Source organism: Pseudomonadota bacterium (genome assembly GCA_018823285.1).
GTDB lineage: Bacteria > Desulfobacterota > Desulfobulbia > Desulfobulbales > JAGXFP01 > JAHJIQ01.
Genome location: JAHJIQ010000035.1, coordinates 1 through 24,117 on the forward strand (window position 1 = coordinate 1; position 24,117 = coordinate 24,117).

General features: G+C 49.7%; 41 protein-coding genes. 38 read left to right on the plus strand and 3 right to left on the minus strand.

Features of this window, described 5'->3' with window-relative positions; genetic code table 11:
* The 38 genes from tuf to KKG35_09265 all read left to right on the plus strand — a co-directional run.
* On the plus strand, positions 1–187 hold a 187-nt coding region (gene tuf, locus KKG35_09080), incomplete at its 5' end, for an elongation factor Tu (protein ID MBU1738278.1).
* Positions 188–201: 14 nt separating this feature from the next.
* Entirely contained in the window at positions 202–510 is a 309-nt protein-coding gene (gene rpsJ, locus KKG35_09085; protein ID MBU1738279.1) for a 30S ribosomal protein S10, read from the plus strand.
* Between the two features lie 24 nt (positions 511–534).
* Positions 535–1,164 (plus strand): 50S ribosomal protein L3, encoded by a 630-nt coding sequence (gene rplC, locus KKG35_09090; GenBank protein ID MBU1738280.1) that lies wholly within the window; start codon positions 535–537, stop codon positions 1,162–1,164.
* Between the two features lie 84 nt (positions 1,165–1,248).
* Complete coding sequence (rplD, locus tag KKG35_09095) at positions 1,249–1,872, plus strand: 50S ribosomal protein L4 (GenBank protein MBU1738281.1); 624 nt, start codon at positions 1,249–1,251, stop codon at positions 1,870–1,872.
* The gene (locus KKG35_09100) at positions 1,869–2,159 is read left to right on the plus strand and encodes a 50S ribosomal protein L23 (GenBank protein MBU1738282.1); all 291 of its coding nucleotides are present in this window, start codon (positions 1,869–1,871) and stop codon (positions 2,157–2,159) included. Before rplD ends, KKG35_09100 begins: the two co-directional genes overlap by 4 nt.
* Before the next feature lie 71 nt (positions 2,160–2,230).
* Complete coding sequence (rplB, locus tag KKG35_09105; protein MBU1738283.1) at positions 2,231–3,052, plus strand: 50S ribosomal protein L2; 822 nt, start codon at positions 2,231–2,233, stop codon at positions 3,050–3,052.
* 15 nt (positions 3,053–3,067) lie between these two features.
* Positions 3,068–3,343 carry a 30S ribosomal protein S19 gene (gene rpsS, locus KKG35_09110; GenBank protein MBU1738284.1) on the plus strand — a complete coding sequence of 92 codons (276 nt, stop codon included), beginning with the start codon at positions 3,068–3,070 and terminating at the stop codon, positions 3,341–3,343.
* 69 nt (positions 3,344–3,412) lie between these two features.
* Positions 3,413–3,745, plus strand: a complete 333-nt coding sequence (gene rplV / locus KKG35_09115) for a 50S ribosomal protein L22 (protein ID MBU1738285.1) — start codon at positions 3,413–3,415, stop codon at positions 3,743–3,745.
* Between the two features lie 99 nt (positions 3,746–3,844).
* On the plus strand, positions 3,845–4,486 hold the full coding sequence (gene rpsC, locus KKG35_09120; GenBank protein ID MBU1738286.1) for a 30S ribosomal protein S3: 642 nt from the start codon (positions 3,845–3,847) through the stop codon (positions 4,484–4,486).
* 47 nt (positions 4,487–4,533) lie between these two features.
* Positions 4,534–4,950, plus strand: coding sequence for a 50S ribosomal protein L16 (gene rplP, locus KKG35_09125; protein MBU1738287.1), 417 nt, complete (start codon positions 4,534–4,536; stop codon positions 4,948–4,950).
* Complete coding sequence (gene rpmC / locus KKG35_09130) at positions 4,947–5,150, plus strand: 50S ribosomal protein L29 (protein ID MBU1738288.1); 204 nt, start codon at positions 4,947–4,949, stop codon at positions 5,148–5,150. The genes rplP and rpmC overlap by 4 nt, the downstream gene beginning before the upstream one ends.
* A 60-nt stretch (positions 5,151–5,210) precedes the next feature.
* Positions 5,211–5,477: a 30S ribosomal protein S17 gene (gene rpsQ, locus KKG35_09135; protein MBU1738289.1), complete on the plus strand. Its 267-nt coding sequence runs from the start codon at positions 5,211–5,213 to the stop codon at positions 5,475–5,477.
* An 88-nt stretch (positions 5,478–5,565) separates the two neighbouring features.
* Positions 5,566–5,934: a 50S ribosomal protein L14 gene (gene rplN / locus KKG35_09140; GenBank protein MBU1738290.1), complete on the plus strand. Its 369-nt coding sequence runs from the start codon at positions 5,566–5,568 to the stop codon at positions 5,932–5,934.
* 66 nt (positions 5,935–6,000) lie between these two features.
* On the plus strand, positions 6,001–6,324 hold the full coding sequence (gene rplX, locus KKG35_09145) for a 50S ribosomal protein L24 (GenBank protein ID MBU1738291.1): 324 nt from the start codon (positions 6,001–6,003) through the stop codon (positions 6,322–6,324).
* A gap of 75 nt (positions 6,325–6,399) precedes the next feature.
* Positions 6,400–6,939, plus strand: a complete 540-nt coding sequence (gene rplE, locus KKG35_09150) for a 50S ribosomal protein L5 (protein MBU1738292.1) — start codon at positions 6,400–6,402, stop codon at positions 6,937–6,939.
* Positions 6,940–6,954: 15 nt separating this feature from the next.
* Complete coding sequence (locus tag KKG35_09155) at positions 6,955–7,140, plus strand: type Z 30S ribosomal protein S14 (GenBank protein MBU1738293.1); 186 nt, start codon at positions 6,955–6,957, stop codon at positions 7,138–7,140.
* Positions 7,141–7,185: 45 nt separating this feature from the next.
* Positions 7,186–7,584, plus strand: a complete 399-nt coding sequence (gene rpsH / locus KKG35_09160) for a 30S ribosomal protein S8 (protein MBU1738294.1) — start codon at positions 7,186–7,188, stop codon at positions 7,582–7,584.
* 36 nt (positions 7,585–7,620) lie between these two features.
* Positions 7,621–8,157, plus strand: a complete 537-nt coding sequence (gene rplF / locus KKG35_09165) for a 50S ribosomal protein L6 (GenBank protein ID MBU1738295.1) — start codon at positions 7,621–7,623, stop codon at positions 8,155–8,157.
* 89 nt (positions 8,158–8,246) lie between these two features.
* Positions 8,247–8,612: a 50S ribosomal protein L18 gene (gene rplR / locus KKG35_09170; GenBank protein MBU1738296.1), complete on the plus strand. Its 366-nt coding sequence runs from the start codon at positions 8,247–8,249 to the stop codon at positions 8,610–8,612.
* A gap of 47 nt (positions 8,613–8,659) precedes the next feature.
* The gene (gene rpsE, locus KKG35_09175; GenBank protein ID MBU1738297.1) at positions 8,660–9,166 is read left to right on the plus strand and encodes a 30S ribosomal protein S5; all 507 of its coding nucleotides are present in this window, start codon (positions 8,660–8,662) and stop codon (positions 9,164–9,166) included.
* A gap of 91 nt (positions 9,167–9,257) precedes the next feature.
* A complete protein-coding gene (gene rpmD / locus KKG35_09180; protein ID MBU1738298.1) occupies positions 9,258–9,437 on the plus strand; it encodes a 50S ribosomal protein L30 in 180 nt (59 codons plus the stop codon).
* Between the two features lie 2 nt (positions 9,438–9,439).
* Positions 9,440–9,883: a 50S ribosomal protein L15 gene (rplO, locus tag KKG35_09185; GenBank protein MBU1738299.1), complete on the plus strand. Its 444-nt coding sequence runs from the start codon at positions 9,440–9,442 to the stop codon at positions 9,881–9,883.
* Positions 9,883–11,193, plus strand: coding sequence for a preprotein translocase subunit SecY (gene secY / locus KKG35_09190; protein MBU1738300.1), 1,311 nt, complete (start codon positions 9,883–9,885; stop codon positions 11,191–11,193). Before rplO ends, secY begins: the two co-directional genes overlap by 1 nt.
* A 16-nt stretch (positions 11,194–11,209) precedes the next feature.
* Positions 11,210–11,977, plus strand: a complete 768-nt coding sequence (map, locus tag KKG35_09195; GenBank protein ID MBU1738301.1) for a type I methionyl aminopeptidase — start codon at positions 11,210–11,212, stop codon at positions 11,975–11,977.
* 114 nt (positions 11,978–12,091) lie between these two features.
* Positions 12,092–12,313 carry a translation initiation factor IF-1 gene (gene infA, locus KKG35_09200; GenBank protein MBU1738302.1) on the plus strand — a complete coding sequence of 74 codons (222 nt, stop codon included), beginning with the start codon at positions 12,092–12,094 and terminating at the stop codon, positions 12,311–12,313.
* Between the two features lie 22 nt (positions 12,314–12,335).
* Entirely contained in the window at positions 12,336–12,449 is a 114-nt protein-coding gene (gene rpmJ, locus KKG35_09205; GenBank protein MBU1738303.1) for a 50S ribosomal protein L36, read from the plus strand.
* Positions 12,450–12,480: 31 nt separating this feature from the next.
* Positions 12,481–12,846, plus strand: coding sequence for a 30S ribosomal protein S13 (rpsM, locus tag KKG35_09210; GenBank protein ID MBU1738304.1), 366 nt, complete (start codon positions 12,481–12,483; stop codon positions 12,844–12,846).
* An 82-nt stretch (positions 12,847–12,928) separates the two neighbouring features.
* Positions 12,929–13,321: a 30S ribosomal protein S11 gene (rpsK, locus tag KKG35_09215; protein ID MBU1738305.1), complete on the plus strand. Its 393-nt coding sequence runs from the start codon at positions 12,929–12,931 to the stop codon at positions 13,319–13,321.
* A 64-nt stretch (positions 13,322–13,385) separates the two neighbouring features.
* The gene (gene rpsD / locus KKG35_09220; protein ID MBU1738306.1) at positions 13,386–14,015 is read left to right on the plus strand and encodes a 30S ribosomal protein S4; all 630 of its coding nucleotides are present in this window, start codon (positions 13,386–13,388) and stop codon (positions 14,013–14,015) included.
* A gap of 142 nt (positions 14,016–14,157) precedes the next feature.
* Complete coding sequence (locus KKG35_09225) at positions 14,158–15,225, plus strand: DNA-directed RNA polymerase subunit alpha (GenBank protein ID MBU1738307.1); 1,068 nt, start codon at positions 14,158–14,160, stop codon at positions 15,223–15,225.
* A gap of 13 nt (positions 15,226–15,238) precedes the next feature.
* Positions 15,239–15,625 carry a 50S ribosomal protein L17 gene (gene rplQ / locus KKG35_09230; protein ID MBU1738308.1) on the plus strand — a complete coding sequence of 129 codons (387 nt, stop codon included), beginning with the start codon at positions 15,239–15,241 and terminating at the stop codon, positions 15,623–15,625.
* A gap of 192 nt (positions 15,626–15,817) precedes the next feature.
* On the plus strand, positions 15,818–16,618 hold the full coding sequence (gene thiF, locus KKG35_09235; GenBank protein ID MBU1738309.1) for a sulfur carrier protein ThiS adenylyltransferase ThiF: 801 nt from the start codon (positions 15,818–15,820) through the stop codon (positions 16,616–16,618).
* Positions 16,619–16,636: 18 nt separating this feature from the next.
* A complete protein-coding gene (thiS, locus tag KKG35_09240) occupies positions 16,637–16,837 on the plus strand; it encodes a sulfur carrier protein ThiS (GenBank protein ID MBU1738310.1) in 201 nt (66 codons plus the stop codon).
* Positions 16,837–17,604, plus strand: a complete 768-nt coding sequence (locus KKG35_09245) for a thiazole synthase (GenBank protein MBU1738311.1) — start codon at positions 16,837–16,839, stop codon at positions 17,602–17,604. Before thiS ends, KKG35_09245 begins: the two co-directional genes overlap by 1 nt.
* A gap of 85 nt (positions 17,605–17,689) precedes the next feature.
* On the plus strand, positions 17,690–18,805 hold the full coding sequence (thiH, locus tag KKG35_09250; protein ID MBU1738312.1) for a 2-iminoacetate synthase ThiH: 1,116 nt from the start codon (positions 17,690–17,692) through the stop codon (positions 18,803–18,805).
* Between the two features lie 33 nt (positions 18,806–18,838).
* Positions 18,839–20,128 (plus strand): IMP cyclohydrolase, encoded by a 1,290-nt coding sequence (locus KKG35_09255; GenBank protein MBU1738313.1) that lies wholly within the window; start codon positions 18,839–18,841, stop codon positions 20,126–20,128.
* 12 nt (positions 20,129–20,140) lie between these two features.
* Positions 20,141–20,344 (plus strand): hypothetical protein, encoded by a 204-nt coding sequence (locus KKG35_09260; GenBank protein ID MBU1738314.1) that lies wholly within the window; start codon positions 20,141–20,143, stop codon positions 20,342–20,344.
* 332 nt (positions 20,345–20,676) lie between these two features.
* On the plus strand, positions 20,677–20,829 hold the full coding sequence (locus KKG35_09265) for a hypothetical protein (protein ID MBU1738315.1): 153 nt from the start codon (positions 20,677–20,679) through the stop codon (positions 20,827–20,829).
* Positions 20,830–20,909: 80 nt separating this feature from the next.
* Here KKG35_09265 and KKG35_09270 read toward each other — a convergent pair whose 3' ends face one another.
* The 3 genes from KKG35_09270 to KKG35_09280 are packed head-to-tail and all read right to left on the minus strand — an operon-like array spanning position 20,910 to position 23,563.
* On the minus strand, positions 20,910–21,503 hold the full coding sequence (locus tag KKG35_09270; GenBank protein ID MBU1738316.1) for an SCP-like extracellular: 594 nt from the start codon (positions 21,501–21,503) through the stop codon (positions 20,910–20,912).
* 6 nt (positions 21,504–21,509) lie between these two features.
* Complete coding sequence (locus KKG35_09275; protein MBU1738317.1) at positions 21,510–22,331, minus strand: septal ring lytic transglycosylase RlpA family protein; 822 nt, start codon at positions 22,329–22,331, stop codon at positions 21,510–21,512.
* Positions 22,328–23,563: a hypothetical protein gene (locus KKG35_09280; protein ID MBU1738318.1), complete on the minus strand. Its 1,236-nt coding sequence runs from the start codon at positions 23,561–23,563 to the stop codon at positions 22,328–22,330. The genes KKG35_09275 and KKG35_09280 overlap by 4 nt, the downstream gene beginning before the upstream one ends.
* Between the last annotated feature and the right edge of the window lie 554 nt (positions 23,564–24,117).

Consider the following 24,117-nt stretch of genomic DNA (forward strand, 5'->3'; position numbering starts at 1 on the left):
CCGGACGACCGACGTGACCGGGATTGTAAACCTTCAGGCGGGAGTAGAGATGGTAATGCCTGGAGACAACGTGACGATCGAAGGGCAGCTGATTACCCCGATTGCGATGGAAGACGGACTGCGCTTTGCGATCCGAGAAGGTGGCCGTACTGTAGGCGCCGGTGTTATTAACAAGATTGTCGAGTAGGGTGAATAGATATGCTGCCGACTCAGAAAATTAGAATCAGGCTTAAAGGTTACGATCACAAGCTCCTGGACAAATCAACGATTGAAATCGTTGAGACCGCTAAGCGTACAGGTGCAAGTATTGCCGGGCCTATCCCGTTACCGACAAGCATCAACAAGTATTGTGTGCTTCGGTCACCTCATGTGGATAAGAAATCGAGAGAGCATTTCGAGATGCGTACCCATCGTCGCCTTCTTGATATCCTTGAGCCAACGCAGCAGACGATTGACGCCCTGATGAAACTCCAGCTTTCAGCGGGAGTCGATGTAGAGATAAAGCTGTAAAAATAAAATATTCAGGTTGAGAAAATGCCTAAAACTATCGGAATACTTGGCAGGAAAGTTGGAATGACCAGGGTTTACTCTGATGCCGGAGCGGCCATCCCGGTGACTGCTATTGAGGCTGGTCCCTGTGTCGTCCTCCAGAGAAAAACGGTTGATAATGACGGTTATTCCGCTATCCAGGTCGGCTTTGTCGGCTTGAAGGATTCCCGGCTTAACAAGCCCATGGCCGGTCACGTTAAAGCAGCCGGGAAAGGCGGCTTTTACCATATCAATGAGTTCAGGGTTGAAAACCCTGAGCAATATGAACTCGGTCAGGAAATCAGGGTCGAAGAACTTTTCAAGGCCGGTGACCTGGTGGATGTCAGTGGAGTCTCGAAAGGGCGCGGGTTCCAGGGTGTAATGAAGAGACATGGTTTCAGCGGCGGTCCTGATACCCACGGCTCCATGTGTCACAGGGCTCCGGGCTCTATCGGTTGCAGTGCCTGGCCCAGCCGGGTTGTTAAGGGCAAGAAGCTTCCGGGTCGGATGGGTAATGATCTGGTGACCAAGAAAAACGTCATGATCATTGATATCCGTCCGGAGGATAATGTGCTGCTGGTCAAAGGCAATGTCCCGGGCGCCAAGCAGGGGTTACTGCAGATTTACTGTAAATAAAAGCGACTCAAGATCATCCATACATCGCAGCACTTGCTGTCCGGTGTGGTTCCAACACAAAAGACCTGTTGGGGGTTTCATAAAATGGCAGTTACAGAAGTTAAGAATATAAAAAATGAGAAGGCCGGTGAGGTTGAGCTGAACGATGCCATTTTTGGTGTTGAGGTGAAACAGCACATCATTCATGACATCGTCAGAATGCAGTTGGCCAATCGCCGTAGCGGCAATGCTCATACCAAAACCAAGGCTGAAGTCAGGGGTGGCGGTGCCAAGCCCTGGAGGCAGAAAGGAACCGGACGTGCGCGTGCCGGCTCAAGGACTTCTCCGCTCTGGCGTGGGGGTGGTACGGTGTTCGGTCCTCGGACCAAGGACTACAGCTATAAGGTCCCCAAGAAGGTTCGTAAGCTTGGGCTCTGTATGGCGCTGAGTTCACGACTTGCCGAGGAAAATCTGGTGGTTCTTGATGAGTTCCGTCTTGAGGAGATCAAGACCAGAAACTTTGTAGAGGTTATGAACCGGCTGGAGCTTGACAACGCATTGATCGTGATTGGCGAATCCAATGCCAATCTTGAGAAGTCATCCCGTAATGTTCCGGGATACAAGGTGATGCCGACCGCGGGACTCAATGTTTACGATATTCTACTTCACAAAAAGATCGTCCTCGTTCAGGACTGCCTTGGGAAGCTTGAAGAGAGGGTGCTGTCATGAAAAACATCTGTAATGTGGTCAAGAAGCCGTGTCTGACTGAAAAGGGGATGACCCTTCAGGAAGTCCACAACCAGGTTGTTGTAAAAGTCGATACCCAGGCCAACAAGATAGAAATCAAGGAAGCCGTTGAGCAGATGTTCAAAGTGAAGGTCGACAAGGTACGGACAGCGAATATGCACGGAAAGAGCAAAAGGGTTGGGCGCCATTCCGGACGGAGGAACGACTGGAAGAAAGCCATCGTGACATTGGCTGAGGGGCACAAGATCAACTTTCTGGAAGATCTGTAAAATTTAAAGACCTTTTGTTCTTCGGGTTTTTAACAAAATTTCAGTGGAAAATTATTTAATCGGGGTTTGAAATGCCAACTAAGACCTACAAACCGACATCACCGGGCAAAAGGACACTGGTAACCATTGTCAATCCGGACTTGTCCAAAGACCGTCCGGAGAAAAAACTGGTCAGGGCTTTGAGTAAGAGTGGTGGCCGTAATAACAATGGCCGGGTAACTGCAAGGCATATCGGCGGTGGACACAAGCGGAAATACAGAATCATCGATTTTAAACGGGACAAAGACAATATCCCGTCAAAGGTAGCGACGATCGAGTATGACCCGAACCGTTCTGCAAACATTGCCTTGCTGAACTATGCAGATGGTGAGAAACGTTATATTATATGTCCCCTCGGTATGAAAGTTGGTGACAGTGTGGTTTCCGGTGATTCTGTTGATATCAAACCGGGCAACTGTATGCCAATGGGAAATATGCCGCTCGGATCTACAATCCATAATCTTGAGATGCGGATTGATAAAGGGGCTCAGCTTGTTCGCAGCGCCGGGACATCGGCGCAGCTCATGGCCAAAGAAGGCGAGTATGTACTCGTTAAACTGCCGTCCGGTGAGGTTCGAAGATTTCACCGGAAATGCCGGGCCAGTATCGGGCAGATCGGCAATATCGAGCATGAGCGGCAGAAACTCGGCAAGGCCGGGCGAAATCGCTGGCTTGGCAGACGGCCCAAAGTGCGTGGCGTGGCCATGAACCCGCACGATCATCCAATGGGTGGTGGTGAAGGAAAAAGCTCCGGTGGTCGTCATCCGTGTACCCCATGGGGTATACCGACCAAGGGATATAAAACCAGAAAACGTAAGCAGTCTGACAAAGATATTGTCACCAAAAGATCGTAGACAGGGGGTTGAAAAGTGGCTCGTTCTGTAAAAAAAGGACCGTTTGTAGATGGTCATCTGATGGAAAAGGTTGTCAAGGCCAAAGAGACTGGTTCGCGAAAAGTCATCAAAACCTGGTCCCGGCGCTCTGACATTATTCCTGATATGGTTGGGCTGACTCTAGCAGTTCATAATGGTAAGAAATTCATCCCGGTTTTCGTATCAGAGAACATGGTAGGACAGAAACTGGGAGAATATTCTCCCACCAGGACCTATTATGGTCACGCTGCCGGGAAGAAAGGTAAGAAATAGCATCCTTCCCGCTGGGTATTCCCGGCAACGGAACTGATATAAAAGATTGGTTGTTAAGGAGAATTTAGAATGGAAGCCAAGGCGTTTGCCAAACAAATACGGATCTCTCCCCAGAAGGCCAGACTGGTCGCTGATCTGGTAAGGGGTAAAGATGTGGGGTCGGCAATTAACACTCTGCGCTTTATGCCCAAGAAAGGGGCGAGGATTATCCGTAAGATTATTGAGTCAGCTCTTGCCAATGCTGGTCAGAATGAAGCCATTGATGTTGATACGCTGTACGTAAAAACAATCTTTATTGATGGCGGCCCGATGATGAAACGGATTCGACCCCGGGCGCAAGGTAGGGCGAACAGGATTCTAAAGAGAACCAGCCACATTACCGTGGTTCTGGATGAGCAATAAGTAAGATTGCTGGAGAGAGTTCTTTCGTTGAACGGATGTTTTTCTCCAGTGCCGAAAGAGAAATAAAGAGAAAAATTTATTTTTTCATGGAGGGTTGTTTTGGGTCAGAAAGTTAATCCTATAGGTTTTAGACTTAACATTGTAAGGACCTGGGATTCCATCTGGTACGCTGATCGTGAATATGCAGCGTATTTCCTGGAGGATCAGAAAATCAGGAAATACCTGAAGAAACGTCTTTACCATGCTGGCGTTTCCAAGATTGAGATTGCCAGGACAGGTGAGAAGGTCAGGGTCAAGATCCATACAGCACGTCCAGGAATCGTTATCGGGAAAAAGGGTGCTGAAATCGAGGCCCTGAAAAATGATCTCGACAGGTTTTCCAAACGCGAATGCCATGTTGACATTCAGGAAGTAAGACGTCCTGAGTCAGAGGCTCAACTGGTGGCGGAAAATGTTGCCATGCAGCTTGAACGTCGGGTGGCTTTCAGAAGGGCTATGAAAAAGTCAGTAAGTATCGCCTTGAAGTTCGGAGCCAAAGGGATTAAGATCTCCTGCTCCGGTCGGCTGGGGGGTGCAGAAATGTCGCGGACTGAATGGTTTCGTGAAGGCAGGGTTCCGTTGCACACACTCCGTGCCGACATTGATTATGGTTTCGCGGAAGCGAATACCACCTACGGCAAAATTGGTGTGAAAGTCTGGATCTTCAAAGGCGAAATACTCACCGATACCGAGATAGAGTAAGAGTAGATTTGATTGACAATCCTCCCGAGCTGATGAGGTTATGAAATATGTTAAGTCCCAAAAAAGTTAAGTTCAGAAAACAGATGAAGGGCCGGCTCACAGGTGTAGCGCTCCGTGGCTCTTCCTTGGAGTTCGGTGATTATGCCCTGAAAGCAGTTGAATGCGGAAGAATGAGTGCTCAGCACATTGAGGCTGCCCGTATTGCGATCAACAGGAAGATTAAAAGGGGCGGTAAACTCTGGATCAGAGTGTTTCCTGCCAAACCTATTACCAAAAAGCCTGCTGAGACAAGAATGGGTAAAGGTAAAGGGAATCCGGAATACTGGGTGGCTCCCATTAAACCGGGCAAGATTCTCTATGAACTTGCCGGTGTTGATGAGGAACTGGCCATCAGAGCGTTGACCCTTGCCGGGAACAAATTGCCGTTTGCAACAAAGATTATTACAAGAGAGACATCAATATGAAGACTAAAGATTTGCGTGAACTGAGTATTGAGGATCTCGTGATTAAAGAGAAAGACCTTGCCCAGGAACTCTTTAACCTGAAATTTCAGCATGGAATTCGTTCTCTGGAAAATCCGGCGAAACTGGGTGTTCTCAGTAAACAGATAGCCAGGGTCAAGACCATTGCTAATGAAAAACGCCGGGAACAGGCCGCAAGCTGAGTCCGTGATTGAACAGATCGTATCCCAGGATATAAAATCAGATCTTACAGGAATGCTGAAATGGCAGAAGTAGAAATAAAAAAGAACAAGAGAACTCTGGTGGGTGTTGTGGTCAGCACCAAAATGGACAAAAGTGTTGTTGTCCAAACAGAACGTATGGTCCGTCACAAACTGTACGGTAAGTCTATCCGTCAGCATGACAAATATATGGCTGATGACCCCGAGAACAGCTGCAATATTGGTGACAGAATCATGATTGAGGAATGTCGGCCCCTGAGCAAAAACAAGAGATGGCGGGTCAGAAAGATTGTAGAACGTGCAGTGTGAGTAGTTCTGCAGCAGATTAACATGATTATCGGGCTGGCGGCAGTTTCGTTGCGGTCGCAAAGCTTAGCATCCATGCTGGTGGAAAAAAATGATACAGACAGAGACAGTTTTAAACGTTGCAGACAATAGCGGCGCCAAAAAGGTTTTGTGCATAAAGGTTCTCGGTGGTTCCAAGAGGCGTTATGCAGGAATTGGTGATGTCATTGTTGTCGCGGTCAAAGAAGCCATTCCCAACGCCAAGGTTAAGAAGGGGGATGTTATGAAGGCTGTGGTGGTCAGGACTGTTAAAGAACTTCGTCGAATGGAAGGCACCTCTGTCCGATTTGATGAAAATTCAGCTGTCCTCATCGGCAATACTGGTGAACCGGTCGGTACCCGTATTTTTGGTCCGGTGGCTCGGGAGCTTCGTGCAAAAGGATATATGAAGATTATCTCTCTGGCCCCCGAAGTCCTTTAATAATATTTTAGTAAAATACTGCCGCTATTCATAGAACAGTGGCAGATATAACAGGCAGACAGCACCATGAAAAAAATTAAGGTAAACGATCAGGTTGAAGTCATTGCAGGCAAGGACAAGGGACTGGTCGGGAAGGTGATTGGTTCATTCCATGATAAGGGAAGAGTCATTGTTGAGAAAGTCAACATGATCAAGAGACATACCAAGCCAAGCCAGGCCAATCAGCAGGGCGGTATAATTGAGAAAGAAGCTGCGATCCACGTATCGAATGTGATGCTGGTTTGTCCCAAATGTTCCAAGCCGGCAAGGGTGGGAGCCAAGGTTCTGGATGACGGGATGAAGGTCCGGGTTTGCAAGAAATGCGGAGAATCAGTTGAAGCTAAAGCCTAAAGCTAAGTTGAGCAGCATGGCTGCTCGTACGAAACTTATGCCCGAAGGGTGAAATAAGGTTTTTGGAGATAAGAAATGGCTGCTTTAAAAAATCATTATATTGAGAACTGCGTACCGCAGCTCATGGAAAAATTCGGGTATAAAAGCATCATGCAGGTACCGAAGCTTACCCAGATTGTTCTGAATATGGGGCTTGGTGAAGCTGTTCAGAATCCGAAAATCATGGAGGGTGCCGTTAACGAGCTGACCATGATTGCCGGGCAGAAAGCGGTAGTGACCAAGGCCAAGAAATCCATCGCGACATTCAAGCTGCGCGAAGGCATGCCGATCGGCTGCCGGGTGACCTTGCGCGGTGACAAAATGTGGGATTTTCTGAGCAAGCTGATCAACGTTGCTCTTCCCAGGGTCAGGGACTTCCGCGGGATTTCCGCCAAATCTTTTGACGGGAACGGCAACTATGCCATGGGCATCAAGGAACACATCATCTTCCCGGAGATTGATTACGACAAGATTGACAAAATTAAGGGGTTGAATATCGTCATTGGCACCACTGCACCAAGCGATGATGAAGGGCGATTCCTGTTAAAGGCATTAGGCGTGCCTTTCAGAAAATAACAAGGAGGGAAGAGGTTGGCTAAGAAATCTTTAATCGCTAAAAGTCAGCGTGCGCCCAAGTTTAAAGTCAGGGCTTATAATAGGTGTCCGCTCTGTGGCAGGTCACGAGCATTTATCAGAAAATTCGGTGTATGCCGGATCTGCTTCCGGTCACTGGCTTCACATGGGCAGGTAACCGGTGTTACCAAGTCCAGCTGGTAGAAACGTAGGTGTTTCAGCGAAGAAAAATTTGAGGAGCGAAGCTTTATGTCTATGAGTGATCCCCTGGCAGATATGCTCACCAGGGTAAGAAATGCATGCATGGTAAAGTTTGAAAGCGTTGAAATGCCTCTTTCCAACCTGAAGACCAGTGTGGCAAAGGTTTTGAAGGATGAAGGGTATATCAGTGACTATCATGTCCAGAAAGATGACAAACAGGGAGTTCTGCATATTGATCTTAAATATGGCCAGGGCAACCAGAAGGTCATCAGCGGATTGCGCCGGATCAGCAAACCCGGGTGTCGGGTGTATGTGAAGGCTGATGAGATTCCCAAAGTTATGAGCGGTCTGGGTATAGGGATTATATCCACTTCCAATGGATTGATGACCGATCACCAGGCCAGAAAGAACAGGGTGGGTGGCGAACTCCTCTGTGAAGTCTGGTAGAAGATTTTTAAGACCAAGATTTAGTGGAGATTATTCATGTCCAGGATTGGTAAGCAGCCTATTCCTATTCCCAAAGGAACCAAGATCGATCTGAAGGGAACACACGTTAAGGTGACGGGGCCGAAAGGTGCTCTGGAAAGGGACATCAGGCCTGAGATAGAAGTTGTTGAGGATGGTGCGCAACTTCTTGTTAAATGTAGAGACAACAGTAAGCGGACCAACGCTTTTTCGGGATTGACCCGCACTTTGATTCACAACATGGTTGTCGGGGTGGATCAGGGGTTCAAGAAGAAGCTGATCATCGAAGGTGTCGGGTATCGTGCTTCGGTGGCCGGCAAGGTCCTGACCTTGAACGTCGGGTATTCAAACCCGGTGGAGTTTGGTCTTCCGGATGGTGTTCAGGCATCGGTTGAAAAGTCGGATATTACTCTGGAATCTATCGACAAGGAGCTTCTCGGGCTTACCGCAGCAAGAATACGCAGTGTCAGAAAACCTGAGCCCTACAAGGGCAAAGGGATTCGTTATGAAGACGAGCGAATCGTGAGGAAGGTCGGTAAGTCTGCAGGAAAGTAATCTTACTGCAGGGTATTCGTAAGGTTAATGGCTTGGCGGTATCTGATACCGACAATTAATTCAAGACAAAACGCGGCAAGGCAAGAACAATGGCAAAAACAAATTCTAAAACAGTTGCCCGACAGAGTCGGATCAAAAGGGTTAGAAAAAAGATAGGTGGGACCGCAGAACGTCCGAGGCTGCGTGTATTCAAAAGCTCAAGGCATATCTATGCACAGCTTATTGATGACGTGACCGGTCGGACTCTGGCCGCCATGTCAACCCTTGACGGTACTGTAAAATCAGAAAGCGTTGAGAATAAAATCGAGGTTGCCCGCAAGGTTGGCATGATGCTAGCGGAAAAAGCCAAGCAGATCGGGGTCGAGAAAATTGTTTTCGATCGGGGCGGTTATATATATCACGGACGTGTGAAATCACTGTCCGATGGAGCACGCGAGGGCGGCCTGGTCTTCTGATCCGCAGAAGTAATCCGGTAAATTCAAGTACAGATTGGGGGTGAACCTTGTCTAACTTTAAAAAAGATAGCGTCGAAGACCAGTTGATTGAGAAGGTGGTCTTTATTAATCGTACTGCCAAAGTTGTGAAGGGTGGTCGGCGATTCAGTTTCAGCGCAATTTGTGTTGTTGGTGACGGCAATGGGCGTGTAGGACAGGGTCTTGGCAAAGCCAATCAGGTTCCTGAAGCGATCCGGAAAGGCATTGAAAGAGCCCGGAAAGACATGAAAAAAGTTGCCATTACTGAGACCTCAATTCCGCATGAGATAAACGGCAAGTTTGGTGCAGGAAAAGTAATGCTCAAGCCTGCCTCCGAGGGTACCGGGGTTATTGCCGGCGGTGCGGTGCGGGCCGTCCTTGAGGCTGCCGGAGTTCAGAATATTCTGACCAAATGTCTTGGATCTCATAATCCGCACAATCTTGTCAAGGCTACCGTCGCCGGGCTCCGCAATCTGAGAACAGCAGAGCAGGTTGCCGCCGGCCGTGGGAAGAGTGTAGGAGAGATTGTCGCCTGAGGTGTGATCTTGGATTGGGTCCGCTTGAGAAAGACAAGTATGCTGCCGGTTTAGGCAGCTTTCTTTATATGTTGCATCAGAGGCAGGAATTATCATGAAAGACATAAAAATGACTTTAAAGAAAAGTAAGATCGGAAGCACCAGAAAGGTGCGGGCGACACTTGTCGGCCTGGGTCTTACCAAGACGAATAAGACGGTGGTTCGCAAGGATACACCTGAGATCCGGGGAATGCTCAGAAAAGTTGAGCACCTGGTAGAAGTGGAGGATTGATCATGCTTACCTTAGGTAATCTTTCGCCGAATCCCGGGTCGACACGTCCCAAGAAGAGAGTCGGACGCGGACCTGGTTCCGGTAGGGGTAAAACTGCCACCAAGGGGCATAAGGGGTTTAAAGCCCGTTCCGGTGGTGGAATCAAGCCTGGCTTTGAGGGTGGACAGATGCCTCTGCAGCGGCGAATTCCCAAACGTGGTTTTACCAATGTTTTCGCCAAGGATATTGCCGTTGTTAATGTAAAAGACCTTGAGCGCTTTGATGCTGGTGCAACGATTGACCTTAAGTTGCTGGTTTCGTCCGGTCTTGTTGCCAGCAAATACAAGTATGTAAAGATATTGGGCAATGGTGAGATCACCAAACCACTGACGGTTTCTGTTGATAAATTGAGTGAGTCGGCCAGGAAGAAGATTGAGGCTGCCGGCGGGAAAATAGAGGCTAATTGATGCAGGCTGGTTTCCAGAGTGCGGCGAATATTCCTGAACTGCGGCGGCGGATAACTTTTACTTTACTGATGCTTGCCATTTACCGGGTCGGGGTGCAGATCCCCACACCCGGTATCAACGGTGAGGCTCTTGCCGCCTTCTTTCAGAAAAATGCCGGGACACTGTTTGATATGTTCAACATGTTTTCCGGCGGGGCTTTAGAGAACTTTTCCATCTTCGCCCTGGGAATCATGCCCTATATCAGTGCTTCGATTATATTCCAGCTTCTGACGGTTGTTGTTCCACAGCTTGAAGCGCTTTCTAAAGAAGGAGAAAGTGGCCGGCGTAAGATTACCCAGTACACCCGTTATGCGACGGTTGTACTGAGCTTGGTTCAGGGGCTTTTTATAAGTGTTGGGCTTGAAAGCATGGCCGCCCCATCAGGATCGGCGATGATTGTGAATATGCCGGGCTGGGGATTCAGAGTGATGACCATTCTGACCCTGACCTCCGGAACCGCTTTTATCATGTGGCTTGGCGAGCAGATGAGCGAGCGTGGTATAGGCAATGGGATATCACTGATCATTACTGCCGGAATTGTGGCTGGAATTCCCGCTGCAATTGCTAAAACTTTTAAAATGGTCAGCGCCGGGGACATGACATTCATTTTTCTTCCCGTTCTGCTCGCTATGATGCTTGTTGTCGTTGGCATTATAATCTACTTCGAGACCGCCCAGAGAAGAATTCCCGTTCAGTATGCCAAGAGGGTGGTCGGTCGCAGGATGTACGGAGGTCAACAGTCTCATCTGCCTCTGAAGATCAATATGTCCGGAGTCATTCCTCCGATATTCGCTTCATCGATTATGATGTTTCCTGCGACGATCGGCGGGTTTATAAAAATTGATTGGGTGCAGAGAGTGACTGCTTATCTGCAGTGGGGCAGCCTTACCTGGACCCTGCTTTTTATCGGCTTTATTGTCTTTTTCTGTTTTTTCTATACCGCGGTGACTTTTAACCCGGTTGATGTGGCAGAGAATCTGAAGAAAAATGGTGGTTTTATCCCGGGGATCAGACCAGGGAAGAAATCAGCTGAATTTATTGACAAGATCACAGTGCGCCTGACGGTTATCGGCGCCATCTATGTAAGTGTGATTTGTGTATTGCCGACCGTTCTTATCAATAACCTGAATGTTCCCTTTTATTTCGGCGGAACCGCTCTGTTGATTGTGGTTGGTGTTGCTATAGACACTTTGGCACAGATAGAATCGCATGCGGTCATGAGAAATTACGAAGGGTTCCTTAAGAGTGGCAAGATTCGAGGGCGTCGCTAAATAAGAGGCAGATGCCATGAGTCGCTCTATCACTCTGAAGTCTCCCTCCGAGATTCAGATCATGCGTGAAGCCAATCAGATAGTGGCTGAAACGCTTGCTATGCTGGAGAGTAGGATAGAGCCAGGTTTAAATACACTCAGGCTCGATATCTGGGCAGAAGAGTTTGCCAGAAAAAAGGGCGGTGAACCCGCCTTCAAAGGATATCGAGGGTTTCCAGGCAGTCTGTGTGTGTCACTGAACGAAGAGGTGGTTCATGGAATTCCCTCCGAAAGGGTAATCCTCAAAGAGGGCGATATCCTCAGTATTGATTTCGGCGTCAAGTTCAGGGGTTTTTACGGTGATGCCGCAATTACTGTGCCGGTTGGTAACGTATCACCTCTGAAAGAGGAGTTGATACGTGTGACAAGGGTGGCGCTTGAAAAGGCGGTTTCGCAGGTCCGGGTCGGAAACAGGGTCAACGATATATCGGCCGCTGTTGAACAGTATGTTGAAACGGCCAACAACTTTTCCGTGGTTCGACAGTTTGTTGGCCATGGAATCGGCAGTCAGCTCCACGAACCACCCGAGATACCTAACTACAGCCGCAAAGGGCAGACCCCCAGGCTTCTACCGGGAATGGTTCTGGCGATAGAGCCGATGGTGAATGCCGGTAAATATGAGGTGAAGGTGTTGAAAGATGGGTGGACTGTTGTTACTGCAGACCGTGAACCTTCAGCCCATTTTGAGCATACGGTAGTGGTTACAGAGGATGGTCCGCTGATCCTTACTGAAAGAGCCACCTGAATATTTGTTGATTAATTTTTAAAAAAAAAGAAGGAAAAATAAACTAAATCGTTTATCATCTCTCTTTTCATTTTTTTGATGTTGGTTGGATTAAATTAAAACAGGAAGGATTGTATGCCCAAAGAAGAGGCCATTCAGGTTGAAGGGACCATTGTTGAGCCCTTACCCAACGCCATGTTTCGCGTTGAACTTGATAACGGCCACAAGGTTCTGGCTCATATCTCCGGAAAAATGAGAATGCATTTTATAAAAATTCTTCCTGGGGACAGGGTGACAATAGAATTGTCGCCATATGATTTGACTCGTGGCAGGGTAACCTTCAGGGCAAAAAAATAAAAAGTAGGATTCGGGTGCAGCAATGAAAGTCAGGGCTTCAGTAAAGAAAATGTGTAGTGATTGTCGGGTTTTCAAACGCAATGGGGTTATTCGTGTTTCGTGCAAAGTAAAGAAACACAAGCAACGTCAAGGTTAAATAATATTTTGTTGAGTTGTGGAGGTCTATCTTGGCACGTATAGCAGGTATTGATTTACCCAGAAATAAGCACATGGTTATAGCGCTGACCTATATCCATGGAATAGGCAGGACTTCTGCTCGGAATATTCTCGACAAGGTCAAATTGCCCTATGATATGAACAGCGATAATCTTGATGAAAAGAATATCTCTGATCTCATGAAGGTTATCCAGGATCAATATACGGTCGAGGGTGACTGCCGTCGCGAGGTTGCGATGGATATCAAAAGGCTTATGGATCTTGGTTGTTATCAGGGTCTCCGGCACCGTAAAGGATTGCCTTGTCGTGGACAGCGCACCAAAACCAACGCCAGGACCAGAAAAGGTCCGCGTCGTGGTGCGGTTAAAAAGAAATAAAGCTTAAGTTGAGCAGCGCGTCTGCTCAAACGAAACTTATACCCTTGCGGTGTAAGACAACGTAAAGTTTCAGGAGCAATAGATGGCGAAGCCAAAAGCGCAGAACACCAAGCGGAAAGTCCGCAAAAACGTACCCGAAGGGATTGTGTCCATTCGTTCGACTTTTAACAACACGCTTGTCACTTTTGCCGACAAGGAAGGGAATGTTGTCTCCTGGTCCAGTTCCGGGTGTCTGGGGTTTAAAGGATCCAGAAAAAGCACTCCTTTTGCGGCACAGAATGCTGTTGAAGAGGCAGCAAAAAAAGCAATCGACCAGGGTATGCGTAAGGTTGTTGTGAATGTCAAAGGACCAGGGCCCGGGAGGGACTCAGCCATCAGGGCGATTCAGGTTGCGGGTCTCGATGTGACTCTGATTAATGACGTTACGCCTATTCCCCACAATGGTTGTAAACCACCCAAAAGAAGAAGAGTCTGATTACCTTTTTTTAAGGCGAGTATCTTACGGGTCAGTAATATTGACTTGAGACGGAGGTTATAAATTGGCCAGATATACAGGTGCTGTCTGTCGGCAGTGCAGAAGAGAAAGATTGAAGCTGTTCCTCAAAGGGGACAGATGCTATACCGATAAGTGTGCGTTTGAGAGACGTTCATTTCCGCCGGGGCAACATGGCCAGGCTCGTGCACGTAAATTTTCCGACTATGCTGTGCAGCTACGTGAAAAGCAGAAAGTCAGAAGAATGTACGGGGTCATGGAAGGTCAGTTCAGGCAATACTTCATCAAGGCTGATCGCGAGAAAGGTGTTACCGGTGAGAACCTCCTGAGGCTACTCGAAAAACGGCTGGACAATACGATCTATCGTATCGGTTTCGCCAACTCAAGGCAGCAGGCCCGGCAGCTGGTTAAGCACAACCACATCCTGATCAATGGAAAAAAGGTTAATATCCCGTCGTTTCTCGTTTCTGTTAACGATGTGATCTCGATCAGAGAGAAAAGTCAGAAGACCGAGGCGATCACTGACAGTATTGATGCTGTAGCACGTCGTGGAACTCCGACTTGGCTTGAAGTTGACAAGGATGGGTTGAAGGCAACGGTCAAGAGTGAGCCGGCACGGCAGGAGATAACCATGCCGATTCAGGAGCAGCTGATCGTCGAGCTTTATTCCAAATAGTAGTGTTTTGTAATAAGGTTTTGCCCGTATTTGCCGGGATAGGTTTTCCCAGGTCTTTACGGGCACAGTATTTAATGTAGTACTGAACAATAAGCTGTCTGGTCAGATTTATTGTCCATTATAAATTGCGAGGCATTTGATAATGAGTAGTGAACAGAATCATGAATTAGCGCTTGAGTCTGATCCATTTTACCGTAACTGGCGTGAATTGATCATGCCGGAGCGGGTAGAGGTTGATAAAGAAAGCCTCTCCGACAGTTATGGAAAGTTTGTGGTCCAGCCTCTTGAGCGGGGTTTTGCCACAACAATCGGCAACTCTTTAAGAAGGCTGCTGCTCTCTTCTATTCAGGGCGCTGCAATCACTTCCGTAAAAATTGAGGGTGCGCTTCATGAGCTTTCAACCATGTCGGGGATCCTCGAGGATGTTACTGAGATTATTCTGAATCTTAAAGAGGTCAGATTGCGTCTCAATGCTTCAGAGCCAAAAATTGTAAGGATTGAGAAGAAAGGGAAGGGCGTTGTCAAGGCAGGCGACATCATCAGTGGTGATGGAACCGTTGAGATTATGAACCCGGATAAGCATATCTGCACAATCACAGGGACTGAAGGAAGTTTTGTCGCTGAAATGGAAGTCCAGTGGGGCAAGGGGTATTCTCCGGCTGAACGTCATAAAACCGAAGATCAGGTTATCGGCACTATTCCCATCGACGCGATTTTTACTCCGATCAGAAAAGTGAAGTCGTTGGTCAGTCAAGCCAGGGTTGGCCAGCAGACCGATTATGATAAGCTGACTCTCGAAATAAATACTGATGGCAGTGTCAAGCCTGAAGATGCGCTTGCCTATGCTGCCAAAATATTGAAAGAGCAGATGGCTGTGTTCATCAATTTTGACGAAGGTCTGGTTGAGCCTGAGGTTGAGGAAGATGAGGTTGCCGGTTATGATGATGTGAATCCTCATCTCTTAAGACCAGTGGATGACCTTGAACTTTCGGTCCGTTCGGCCAACTGTCTCCGGAATGCCAATATCCGGTTTCTGGGTGAACTGGTGCAAAGATCTGAGGCTGAGATGCTTAAAACCAAGAATTTCGGGCGCAAATCGCTCAATGAGATCAAGCAGCTGCTCTCCGAAATGGAACTTGGATTGGGTATGAAATTAAATGGCTGGGAACGGCCTAATAAAGCTGGTTTTGCTGAAGAGCAGGACGATTGATACAGGTAATGACATGAGACATAGAAAAGCAGGAAGAAGGCTCGGCCGTACAACTCCGCATCGTCTGGCTATGGTCAGGAATATGGTAACCTCTTTGCTTGAGCATGAGAGGATTGTCACTACCACGCCCAAGGCCAAGGAAATCAGGCGGGTTGCAGAAAAAATGATCACTCTGGCAAAGAGGGGTGACCTGCATGCACGTCGTCAGGCACTCGCTTTTATTCAGGACAAGAAGGTTGTTGCCAAATTGTTCAGTAACCTGAAAGAGGAATATATGGAGCGTAACGGCGGGTATACACGGATAATCAGGACCGGGAACCGGCTTGGTGATGCCGCGCCAATGGCGATCCTTGAACTCGTTAACTTCAGCGAGCAGAAAGAAAACGTTTCTCCAAATTAAAAAAGTTTTTGTAATCGTTGTCATTCAGGGCCTGCATGAGTATTCATGCAGGCCTTTTTTTTTCATGAAAACCGGTTGGCCGCAAAGCTAAAAAATCCTACCATCATGCTACCTTTCAGGGTATGTTGTCTTTTTTTGCAGTGCTGAGTTGATGTAATCACAGCATGGTTTCAATGTCAGAAGTGGATACGGATGATGCTGCAGGTAAACGAACAGCCATATCGCTTCCAGCCCGGAGTGAGAGCCCTTGATCTGGCCGCAGAAATAAAGCCTGATGCCGATGTTTTCATTGTAAACGGGTTTCCCGTTGGCGCGGAGACGATACTTGCAGATGGCGACTGTTGCTGGTTGATCCGCAAGGGCGAGAGGCCTGCCGCCGATGAAATGGAAAGACTGCTTTATGCCCGGCACACCCCTGGGGTTCACGCCAGGATTAAGAGTTCCTTTGTTGGCATCATGGGTCTTGGCGGCTTGGGCTCAGTGGTCGCTGTTTCTCTGGCTCGAATCGGGATCGGCCGATTGTTGCTGGCGGATTTCGATGTTGTGGAGCCGAGTAATCTGAACCGGCAGCAATATCTTGTAAGTCAGGTAGGAATGAGGAAGGTCGATGCGCTGAAGGAGAATCTCGCTCAGATCAATCCTTATCTTGACGTTTCCTCAATAAATGTGGTTTTAACGGAACAATCCATTCCTGAAATTTTCCGGGATGTTGATGTGTTGGCCGAGTGTTTCGATAGCGCTGAAATGAAAGCTGCGGCCCTGCGCTGTGCGTTGACCAGAATGTCCGGCAAAGGATTTGTCGGGGTTTCAGGAGTTGCCGGGTATGAGGAGAATGACCTGATCACCACCCGGAAGATCAGGAGCGGAGTTTATCTGGTAGGTGATGGAGAGACAGCAGCCGGCCCCGGGCAGGGGTTGATGGCGCCGCGGGTCGGTATCGCAGCGAACTGCCAGGCGAACCAGATACTCCGGATTCTGCTTGGCAAGGCCTAATAAGAGTGAAGATGAGCGATGAAGATTCAGTGTAACGGAAAAGATACAATAATTGATGAGGGGGTCAGTATTGAGAAGCTCCTTCTTGAGCTCGCCCTTAATCCCGACACGGTAGTGGTCGAATGTAACGAAAGAATCATTTTGCGAGAGGATTATGGCAGCCACATTCTGGTTGAGGGAGATGAGCTTGAGTTGATCAGGTTCGTCGGGGGGGGATGATGCTCACGATAGCCGGTCAGGAGATAAGATCCCGCCTGCTCATCGGTACGGGCAAATTCTCTTCCCCGCGGGTGATGGCGGAGGCGATTGCCGCATCGGGCAGCCAGATGGTAACAGTGGCCCTGCGACGGGTGGATCTGAATGATCCGGGCGATGACATCATGTCCGTTCTGGACAGGGAGAAATATATGTTTCTCCCGAATACTTCCGGGGCGAGGGATGCGGTTGAGGCGATCAGGCTTGCCAGAATGGCCAGGGCTTCCGGCGGGGGTGAGTGGCTGAAACTGGAAGTTACCCCGGACCCCAGAACCCTGTTACCTGATCCGGTCGAAACACTGAAAGCAACGGAAGTTCTGGTGGCAGAGGGGTTCAAGGTCCTGCCCTATATGAATGCGGACCCTATTCTTGCCTTGAAGCTACAGGATGCGGGGGCGGCAGCAGTCATGCCTCTCGGTTCCCCGATTGGCACGAATCAGGGCATTCTGACTCGATTCCAGGTGGCAATTATTATTGATCAAGCCCGAGTGCCGGTGATTGTCGATGCCGGCTTGGGGGCGCCCTCTCATGCTGCAGAGGCCATGGAGATGGGGGCTGATGCTGTTCTGGTAAATACCGCTGTTGCCGTCGCTGTTGATCCGGTGAGAATGGCCCGGGCCTTTGCTCTGGCGGTTGAAGCGGGTCGGGAGGCCTTCGAGGCCGGCCTCGGCAGGCGTCGGGGTGAAGCGGAGGCCTCTTCTCCGGAATCGGGTCTTGGTTTTCTGAAATAAAAATCGGATTTTCCGCTTTCAGTCATTACGACGAAAAATCATGGGCTGTGCTGAATTGAAAATAGCTGTGCATACTGAATTCCCGATGCCTGAATTTGCGGAGCTTTCAGAGTGCGTATATGGGTGCGACCCGGCTGGTGTTGACGAGGTTCTGCATAAAGAAAGGCTCTCGTTGGAAGATCTCGGCGTCCTCCTTTCGCCGGAGGCAGGAGAGCGTCTCCCAGCCATGGCAGAAAGATCTGCGGGGATTACGGCTGCCAGATTCGGCAGGACCATTCAGATCTATGCCCCGCTGTATTTGTCGAGTTTCTGTGGAAACCGCTGCCTGTATTGCGGCTTTTCTGCGGAGAACAAAATTGAGCGAAGGGTATTAAGTCTTGAGGAGGCGGAGCAGGAAGCCCTTATCCTTGCCGGGAGAGGAATAGATCATCTGCTCCTGGTTGCAGGGGAAGCCCCGGCCCGGATGGGTGTGGAGTACCTTGCCAATCTTGCCGAAAGGTTGCGCGGGAGTTTTGCTTCTCTGTCAATAGAAGTGCAGCCTCTTTCAGAGGACGAGTATCGCAGGCTGTTCCTGGCCGGAATCACTTCGGTGGCGGTTTATCAGGAGACCTATGATCGGAAGGTGTATGAAAAGGTACATCTCTCCGGGCCAAAAAGCGACATGGCGTATCGTCTGGCTACCCCGGCAAGGGTGGCCGGGGCCGGAATGCGGGAGGTTGGCATTGGGGCTTTGTTGGGCCTTGCCGATTGGCGTCTGGAGGGGTTGGCTCTGGGCATGCATCTCGCCTGGCTCCGCCATCGATTCTGGCGCACGGCCTTGACGGTGTCCTTTCCCAGAATGCGTCCGGCGGCCGGCGGTTTTGCACCAATGGTCAATGTCGGGGAGCGTGAACTTGCCCAGCTGATTTTCGCATTACGGATTTTTGATCCGGATGTGGGGCTTGTCCTCTCGACCCGGGAGGAAGCCCGACTCCGCGACGGCATGATAGGCCTGGGACCGACCCGTTACTCTGCGGGTTCCTGCACCGCTCCCGGAGGATATAGCGAACCCGGGAGGGATGGTGAACAGTTCGCAATTGGCGATCTGCGGACCATTGATGAGGTGTGTTCGGCGATCAGAGAGAGAGATTTTGACCCGGTTCTTAAAGACTGGGACCCTGTTTTCCAGCAAATGCAGGGTGGGGAAAAGGTTGCCGCCTGATTTATTGAAAATTCTAAGAAAGAGGACTTGAACATGGCTGACATCAAGAAGATGTATTCAACTATTCTGGGTGACCATTTTCCCATGGAAATGAAGATTTCCTTTGGCGATCAGACCCTTGTTTATAAAAAGAGAACCTGGGCCATTCCCCAGGATGATGGCTCTGTCGATGAACGGGGTATCCGCTACGGTGAGAATCCGGACCAGGAAGCAGCCCTTTATGAACTGGTCAACGGCAACCTGACCCTTGGTGACTGCAAATTTATTGAACCGGGCCATGGTCTGGTCAGCGGCATCGCTGTCGAAGACATGCTCCAGGTCGGCAAGCATCCGGGTAAGATCAATCTCACCGATATCGATAACGGTCTGAATATCATCAAGTACATGGTGGATAAACCTGCAGCGGTTATCCTGAAGCATAACAACCCCTGTGGCGCCGCGTACAGCAATACCCTTGCTGCCGCCTATGACAAAGCCAACCGTGCCGATCGCATTGCTGCCTTCGGGGGGGCGGTTATCCTGAGCAAACCGGTCGACAAGGCAACCGCGGAGTTGATGAGTCAGAACTATCTGGAGGTGGTCTGTGCCCCTGAATTTGAAGAGGGAACCCTGGAAATCCTCAAGGCGCGGAAAAATCTGCGGGTGATCCGGATCAATAAGATTGACCGGCTGGCCGATTTTGAGAAATACCGTTTTGTTGATTTCAAGAGTCTGATCGATGGCGGGATCATCGTCCAGCAGTCTGCTGTGAACTCAATCAGGTCGGTTGCCGATTTGAAACCGGCGGTTACCACCTACAAGGATCAGGAGTATAAAGTTGAGCGTGAGCCGACCCGGCGTGAGATTGACGATATGCTCTTCGGCTGGGCGGTTGAACATGGGGTGACTTCAAACTCGGTGATTTATGTGAAAGACGGGTGCACTGTCGGTATCGGGACCGGCGAGCAGGATCGGGTCGGGGTCGCCGAGATTGCCGTACATAAGGCGTATATAAAATATGCCGATATCCTCTGTTTCGACAAACTCGGAATCCCTTACGCTGATATGGTGCTTGAGATCGAGCAGGGCAAACGCGACAAGTCGGATAAGGCAGCCATTGACGAGCAGACCAGAGTGGATCGGGCCGGACTTCCCGGCTCCGTGATGATCTCCGATGCCTTCTTCCCCTATCGGGACGGCGCAGATGTCGGTATCAGACAGGGGGTTTCGGCGATACTCCAGGCTGGAGGCTCCATGCGTGATTTTGAGACCGTTCAGGCCTGTAACGAAGCAACACCTCAGGTGGCGATGAAATTCACCGGACAGCGCTCGTTCAAACATTGACAAGGAGGTCTTATGGCAGACAATGAAAACTGGACTTTTAAATGTCCCGGTTGCGGGGATGAAATCCGGATGCCGGTCATCTGGTTCAAGAGCGGCAAGGGTATATGCCCCACCTGTAAAAGGGATATTAGTGTTGCGGATGTTGAAGCGATGATGAACGAGATCAAAGAAGGGCTTTTCTCCTTTGGTGATGATGACTTTAAATTGAACATCTGAGGTCCTGGATTTCATTTCGCCATTCATCGACACTTGAACTCAGAATGCCACCGGCACCGGGAATACCTTCCCTGTGCCGGTTTTTTTATGAACATGCACAGCGAACGCACTCCCCGCAGCTCGAAGTCGACTCCGTTTGCTATCTGCCGTGGGGAGCTTCAATGCACATTCTTGTTCAGGCAACCCGGCCGGTTACTATTTCACAACAATGATTAAAAAAAATCACAGAAATCCGGCATCATAGTTCGCTGAAAATAATTGTCGGATAACAGAGAATAGAGACATGGGAATATAAGAATGGGAAAGACTCAATCTTTGGAGGAGGGTACACCATGGACCTCAGAGAAGCGGTCAAAGTCTTAATGCTCAGTCCGATGTATTTTCGGATGGATCTCAAAGCGAGGATGATCCTGGTGCGGGAGTTCTGTGAAATTCATTATCTTTCTTCGGTAATCCATAAAAAAACCAGGGCGAGTCTTCTATAGGAATTACCGGGTCTGAGATTGAGGTCCCATATAGAGGGAATCCGGATAATGGTCCCGTCGTCATCGTCTGTTGGAAGGAATCAGTATGGTCTTCTGCCGACAATGTTGCCGGCCGGAGAATAGTTGCAGACCCAGACCTGGGAACTGTCCGGACAGACCGCTTTGCCGCAACCTACCTCCGTTGAACTCTCCCAGATCACCTGGGTATAATGGCCGCAGCTGTTTCCTTCTGGGGCATCACAGCTGTTCGATTTGTGGTCATACCACTCTTTTTCACCGGCCCAGCTGTCTACAACCTGCTTTTCAGTAATCTTCTGCGTAGATCTGTTCCAGATCCAGTTTCCGTCCTTATCCCTGGCATGAGAGGTTTTCAGGGCGCTGGCCCAGTAAAGGTTTTCACCGGGACCGCTGTGGACCATTAAACAATTCTCGTTGTCCTTCAATTCATTTGCCCACTTGATGGCTTTGTCGGCCAGAGATCCGGACCAGGCAAGCCCGGATACTCCGACCTCAGCACGCCAGTTATTGTGGGCTTTAATGATCGCCTCAGGATCGATCCTGTTCTCCAGCGCATGAAGTTCGGAGGCGTACAGAGTGGGTAACAGAAAAAGCAGTGATAGGATTTGCGTAAATGTGGGAGACGGTCTGCTTGGATGTTCAATAGTATTGGGCATAGCAGTTTACCTGGCTACCACGAAGGCCCCGGGGAACCCTGCATTGTTCATTACTTTTTCCACATGTTCGGCGGCGTCAAGGGTCTGGCCGGCACGGACCTGCACCCGATAGAAGATCTGGTCTCCGCGGTCAAATTTCTTGATCACACTTTTCTTGCCCCAGGAGAGGACCTTCTCTTTCAGTTTACGGGCGTTTTCCTCGTTGGTGAAGGAGCCGATCTGGACATAGAATTCTCCGGCGTTGAAATCGGGATGCTCCCGGAACCTTTCAGTGCTTACCGGACCCTGCTGATAGGTGAAAGATTCACCCAGAGCGGTGATCTGAACTTTGGCAGTCCCCTGGTCGATAAACCCAAGCCTTGAGGCCCCTTCCTTGGAAAGGTCAATAATCCGGCCTTTGGCAAATGGCCCTCGGTCGTTGACCCTGATGGTGAGTTCCTTGTCGTTTTCAAGGTTTTTGACTAGGAGATGGGTGTTCATGGGCAGGGTTTTATGGGCCGCCGTCAGATCCCACATATTGTAGGTTTCCCCGTTGGAGGTTTTGCGACCGTGGAAATCTTTGCCGTACCAGGAGGCGATCCCGGTCTGGGTAAAGCCGTGTGAGGTCGGCAGGGGATAATAAGTTTTGCCGTCGATTTTATAGGGTTTCTGAGTGGGGGGAACTCGCTCATCTTTCGGGACCTGTTTGAAGGGGGCATCGATCCTTCTCTTGGTGTCGGCTTTACCGGATGAGATGGTGACCTGGCGGCTGCTTAATCCTCCGCAGCCGCTTATCAGAAAGAGAGATGCGATGAGCAGGGGTAATATGGGAAAAGATCTGCCGGTCATTTTTTCTGTTCAGCTCCGTTTTTTTTCGGTGTCGCCATGTCGGTTAATCTCTGGCGATAGAAGATGCCTGCCGGTCCGGTTGTATGTGGAGTGTAGGTTCTGAACTCTTTTCCATTCCCCCTGACTGAATCAAATACGGTTTCTCCGTTACTGTCAACCCATGAAAGCACCAGATCAAGGATCGGCCTTGCGATCTGAAACTTTCCTGAGCTGTCTGTCGTGACGAATGGTGTTTCCCATCTTCTGGTGTCATACCCTTTCAGCCAGAGTCCCGGTTTTTCGATGCCGGTCAGCTTGTCGGTCATTGCAGGGGGGTAACTCTCTTCGCCATAAATACTGTTCGAGAGCAGGAGTTCCGCTTCGTAGCTGGACTGGACCACCAGGTCGGCCCAATCCTCATAATTCTCTGCGTCAAGACGCAAAAGATGGGTGCTGCGGTCCATGTAGCTCCACTGGGCATGGCATACCTGACAGTCTGCCGTATCGTTGTAGTCTTTGTGCCGGGTGTCGGTAGCGGGCGGCACCTGCAGTTGTCTTTGTTCATGGGCCAGCTTCAAGGTGAGTCCAAGTTCGTTTGTTTCCAGGTTTTGCGCCGCTGTCCTGTCGTCTTTCTGCCACCGATGACAATCAATGCAGCTGATTCCTGGCGATTCTCCCATGAGTTGCCGCCCCGGATGGCAATCGATACAGGTCATGCCAGCCCTCTGGTGCACATCTGGTGCAAGCCGGTGTTGTTCCACGCCATACGGGCGAGGCGGATAGGAGCCGTCTATCTGATACGGAGTTCGGTATTCATGCTTGAAATCGTGTTCAAACCAGCCGTAGTAGTCGCTGCCGACCCTGTTGCCGTAATGGCAGGAGAGGCATGCCGTATCGGCCGGCTTTCGCACAAAGTGGTGGGAAAGGAGAGCGCCGTCCCGGAATTCGAGATGGCAGGAGGCGCAACCGGTGCCGCGGATCACCCCGGGATAGGCATCACCTCCGGAATTTAGGTGGCAGGAGAGACAGTTTCTGCGCAAAAGATCATCGGTAAGCTCCAGGATGTTTTCCGGGGAATCCTTGACCGGGATTTCAGAGGCGGAACCAAGATCCCGGGCAGCGCCAAAATGGCGGCGGACCATGTTGACCATGTTTCTGGCGGTGAAATGAAGGCTCTCCAGGGTTTCATGGGTCCGGAGGTGGCAATCACCACAACGTTCCTGAGCATATTCCGGGGCGGCTGGTTTTTGCACCAGGCCTGCATGAGCGATGTCCTTTTCTGGTGCCTGATCGTCACCGGCGTGACAGCGCGAACACGCAAACGCATGATTGCGGTCCAGAGACAGCTCATGGCATCCGCGACACCCTGTCACAGAGGAGTCTGGGATTGCCGGGGCGGCTGGCTCTGCTGCTTCTTGGGTTTCAGATGCTGCCTCCTCATGATCACCTTTGTCACAGGAGAACAGAGATAATGTGAGGGTCAAGGCCAAAACCATGCGAAGAAAAATGATCATATTGGAAAGTGTTTTCACTCTTCAGGTACTCACTTCAGTACCCCTTTGAGGGGTATAAGTCTCGATGTCTCGTAAGCTCGCTTTCGCCCAGGGGCATAAGTTTCGTATAAGCAGGCACGCTGTTTAACTGAACTAATCGGTATGAACAGGCAAGCTGTTCAACTCAGCTTTTCACCCTTCGGGCATAAGTCTCGATGTCTCGCAAACTCGCTTATCGGTACGAGCAGGCAAGCTGCTCAACTCAGCTTTTCACCCTTCGGGCATAAGTTTCGTACGAGCAGGCAAGCTGCTCA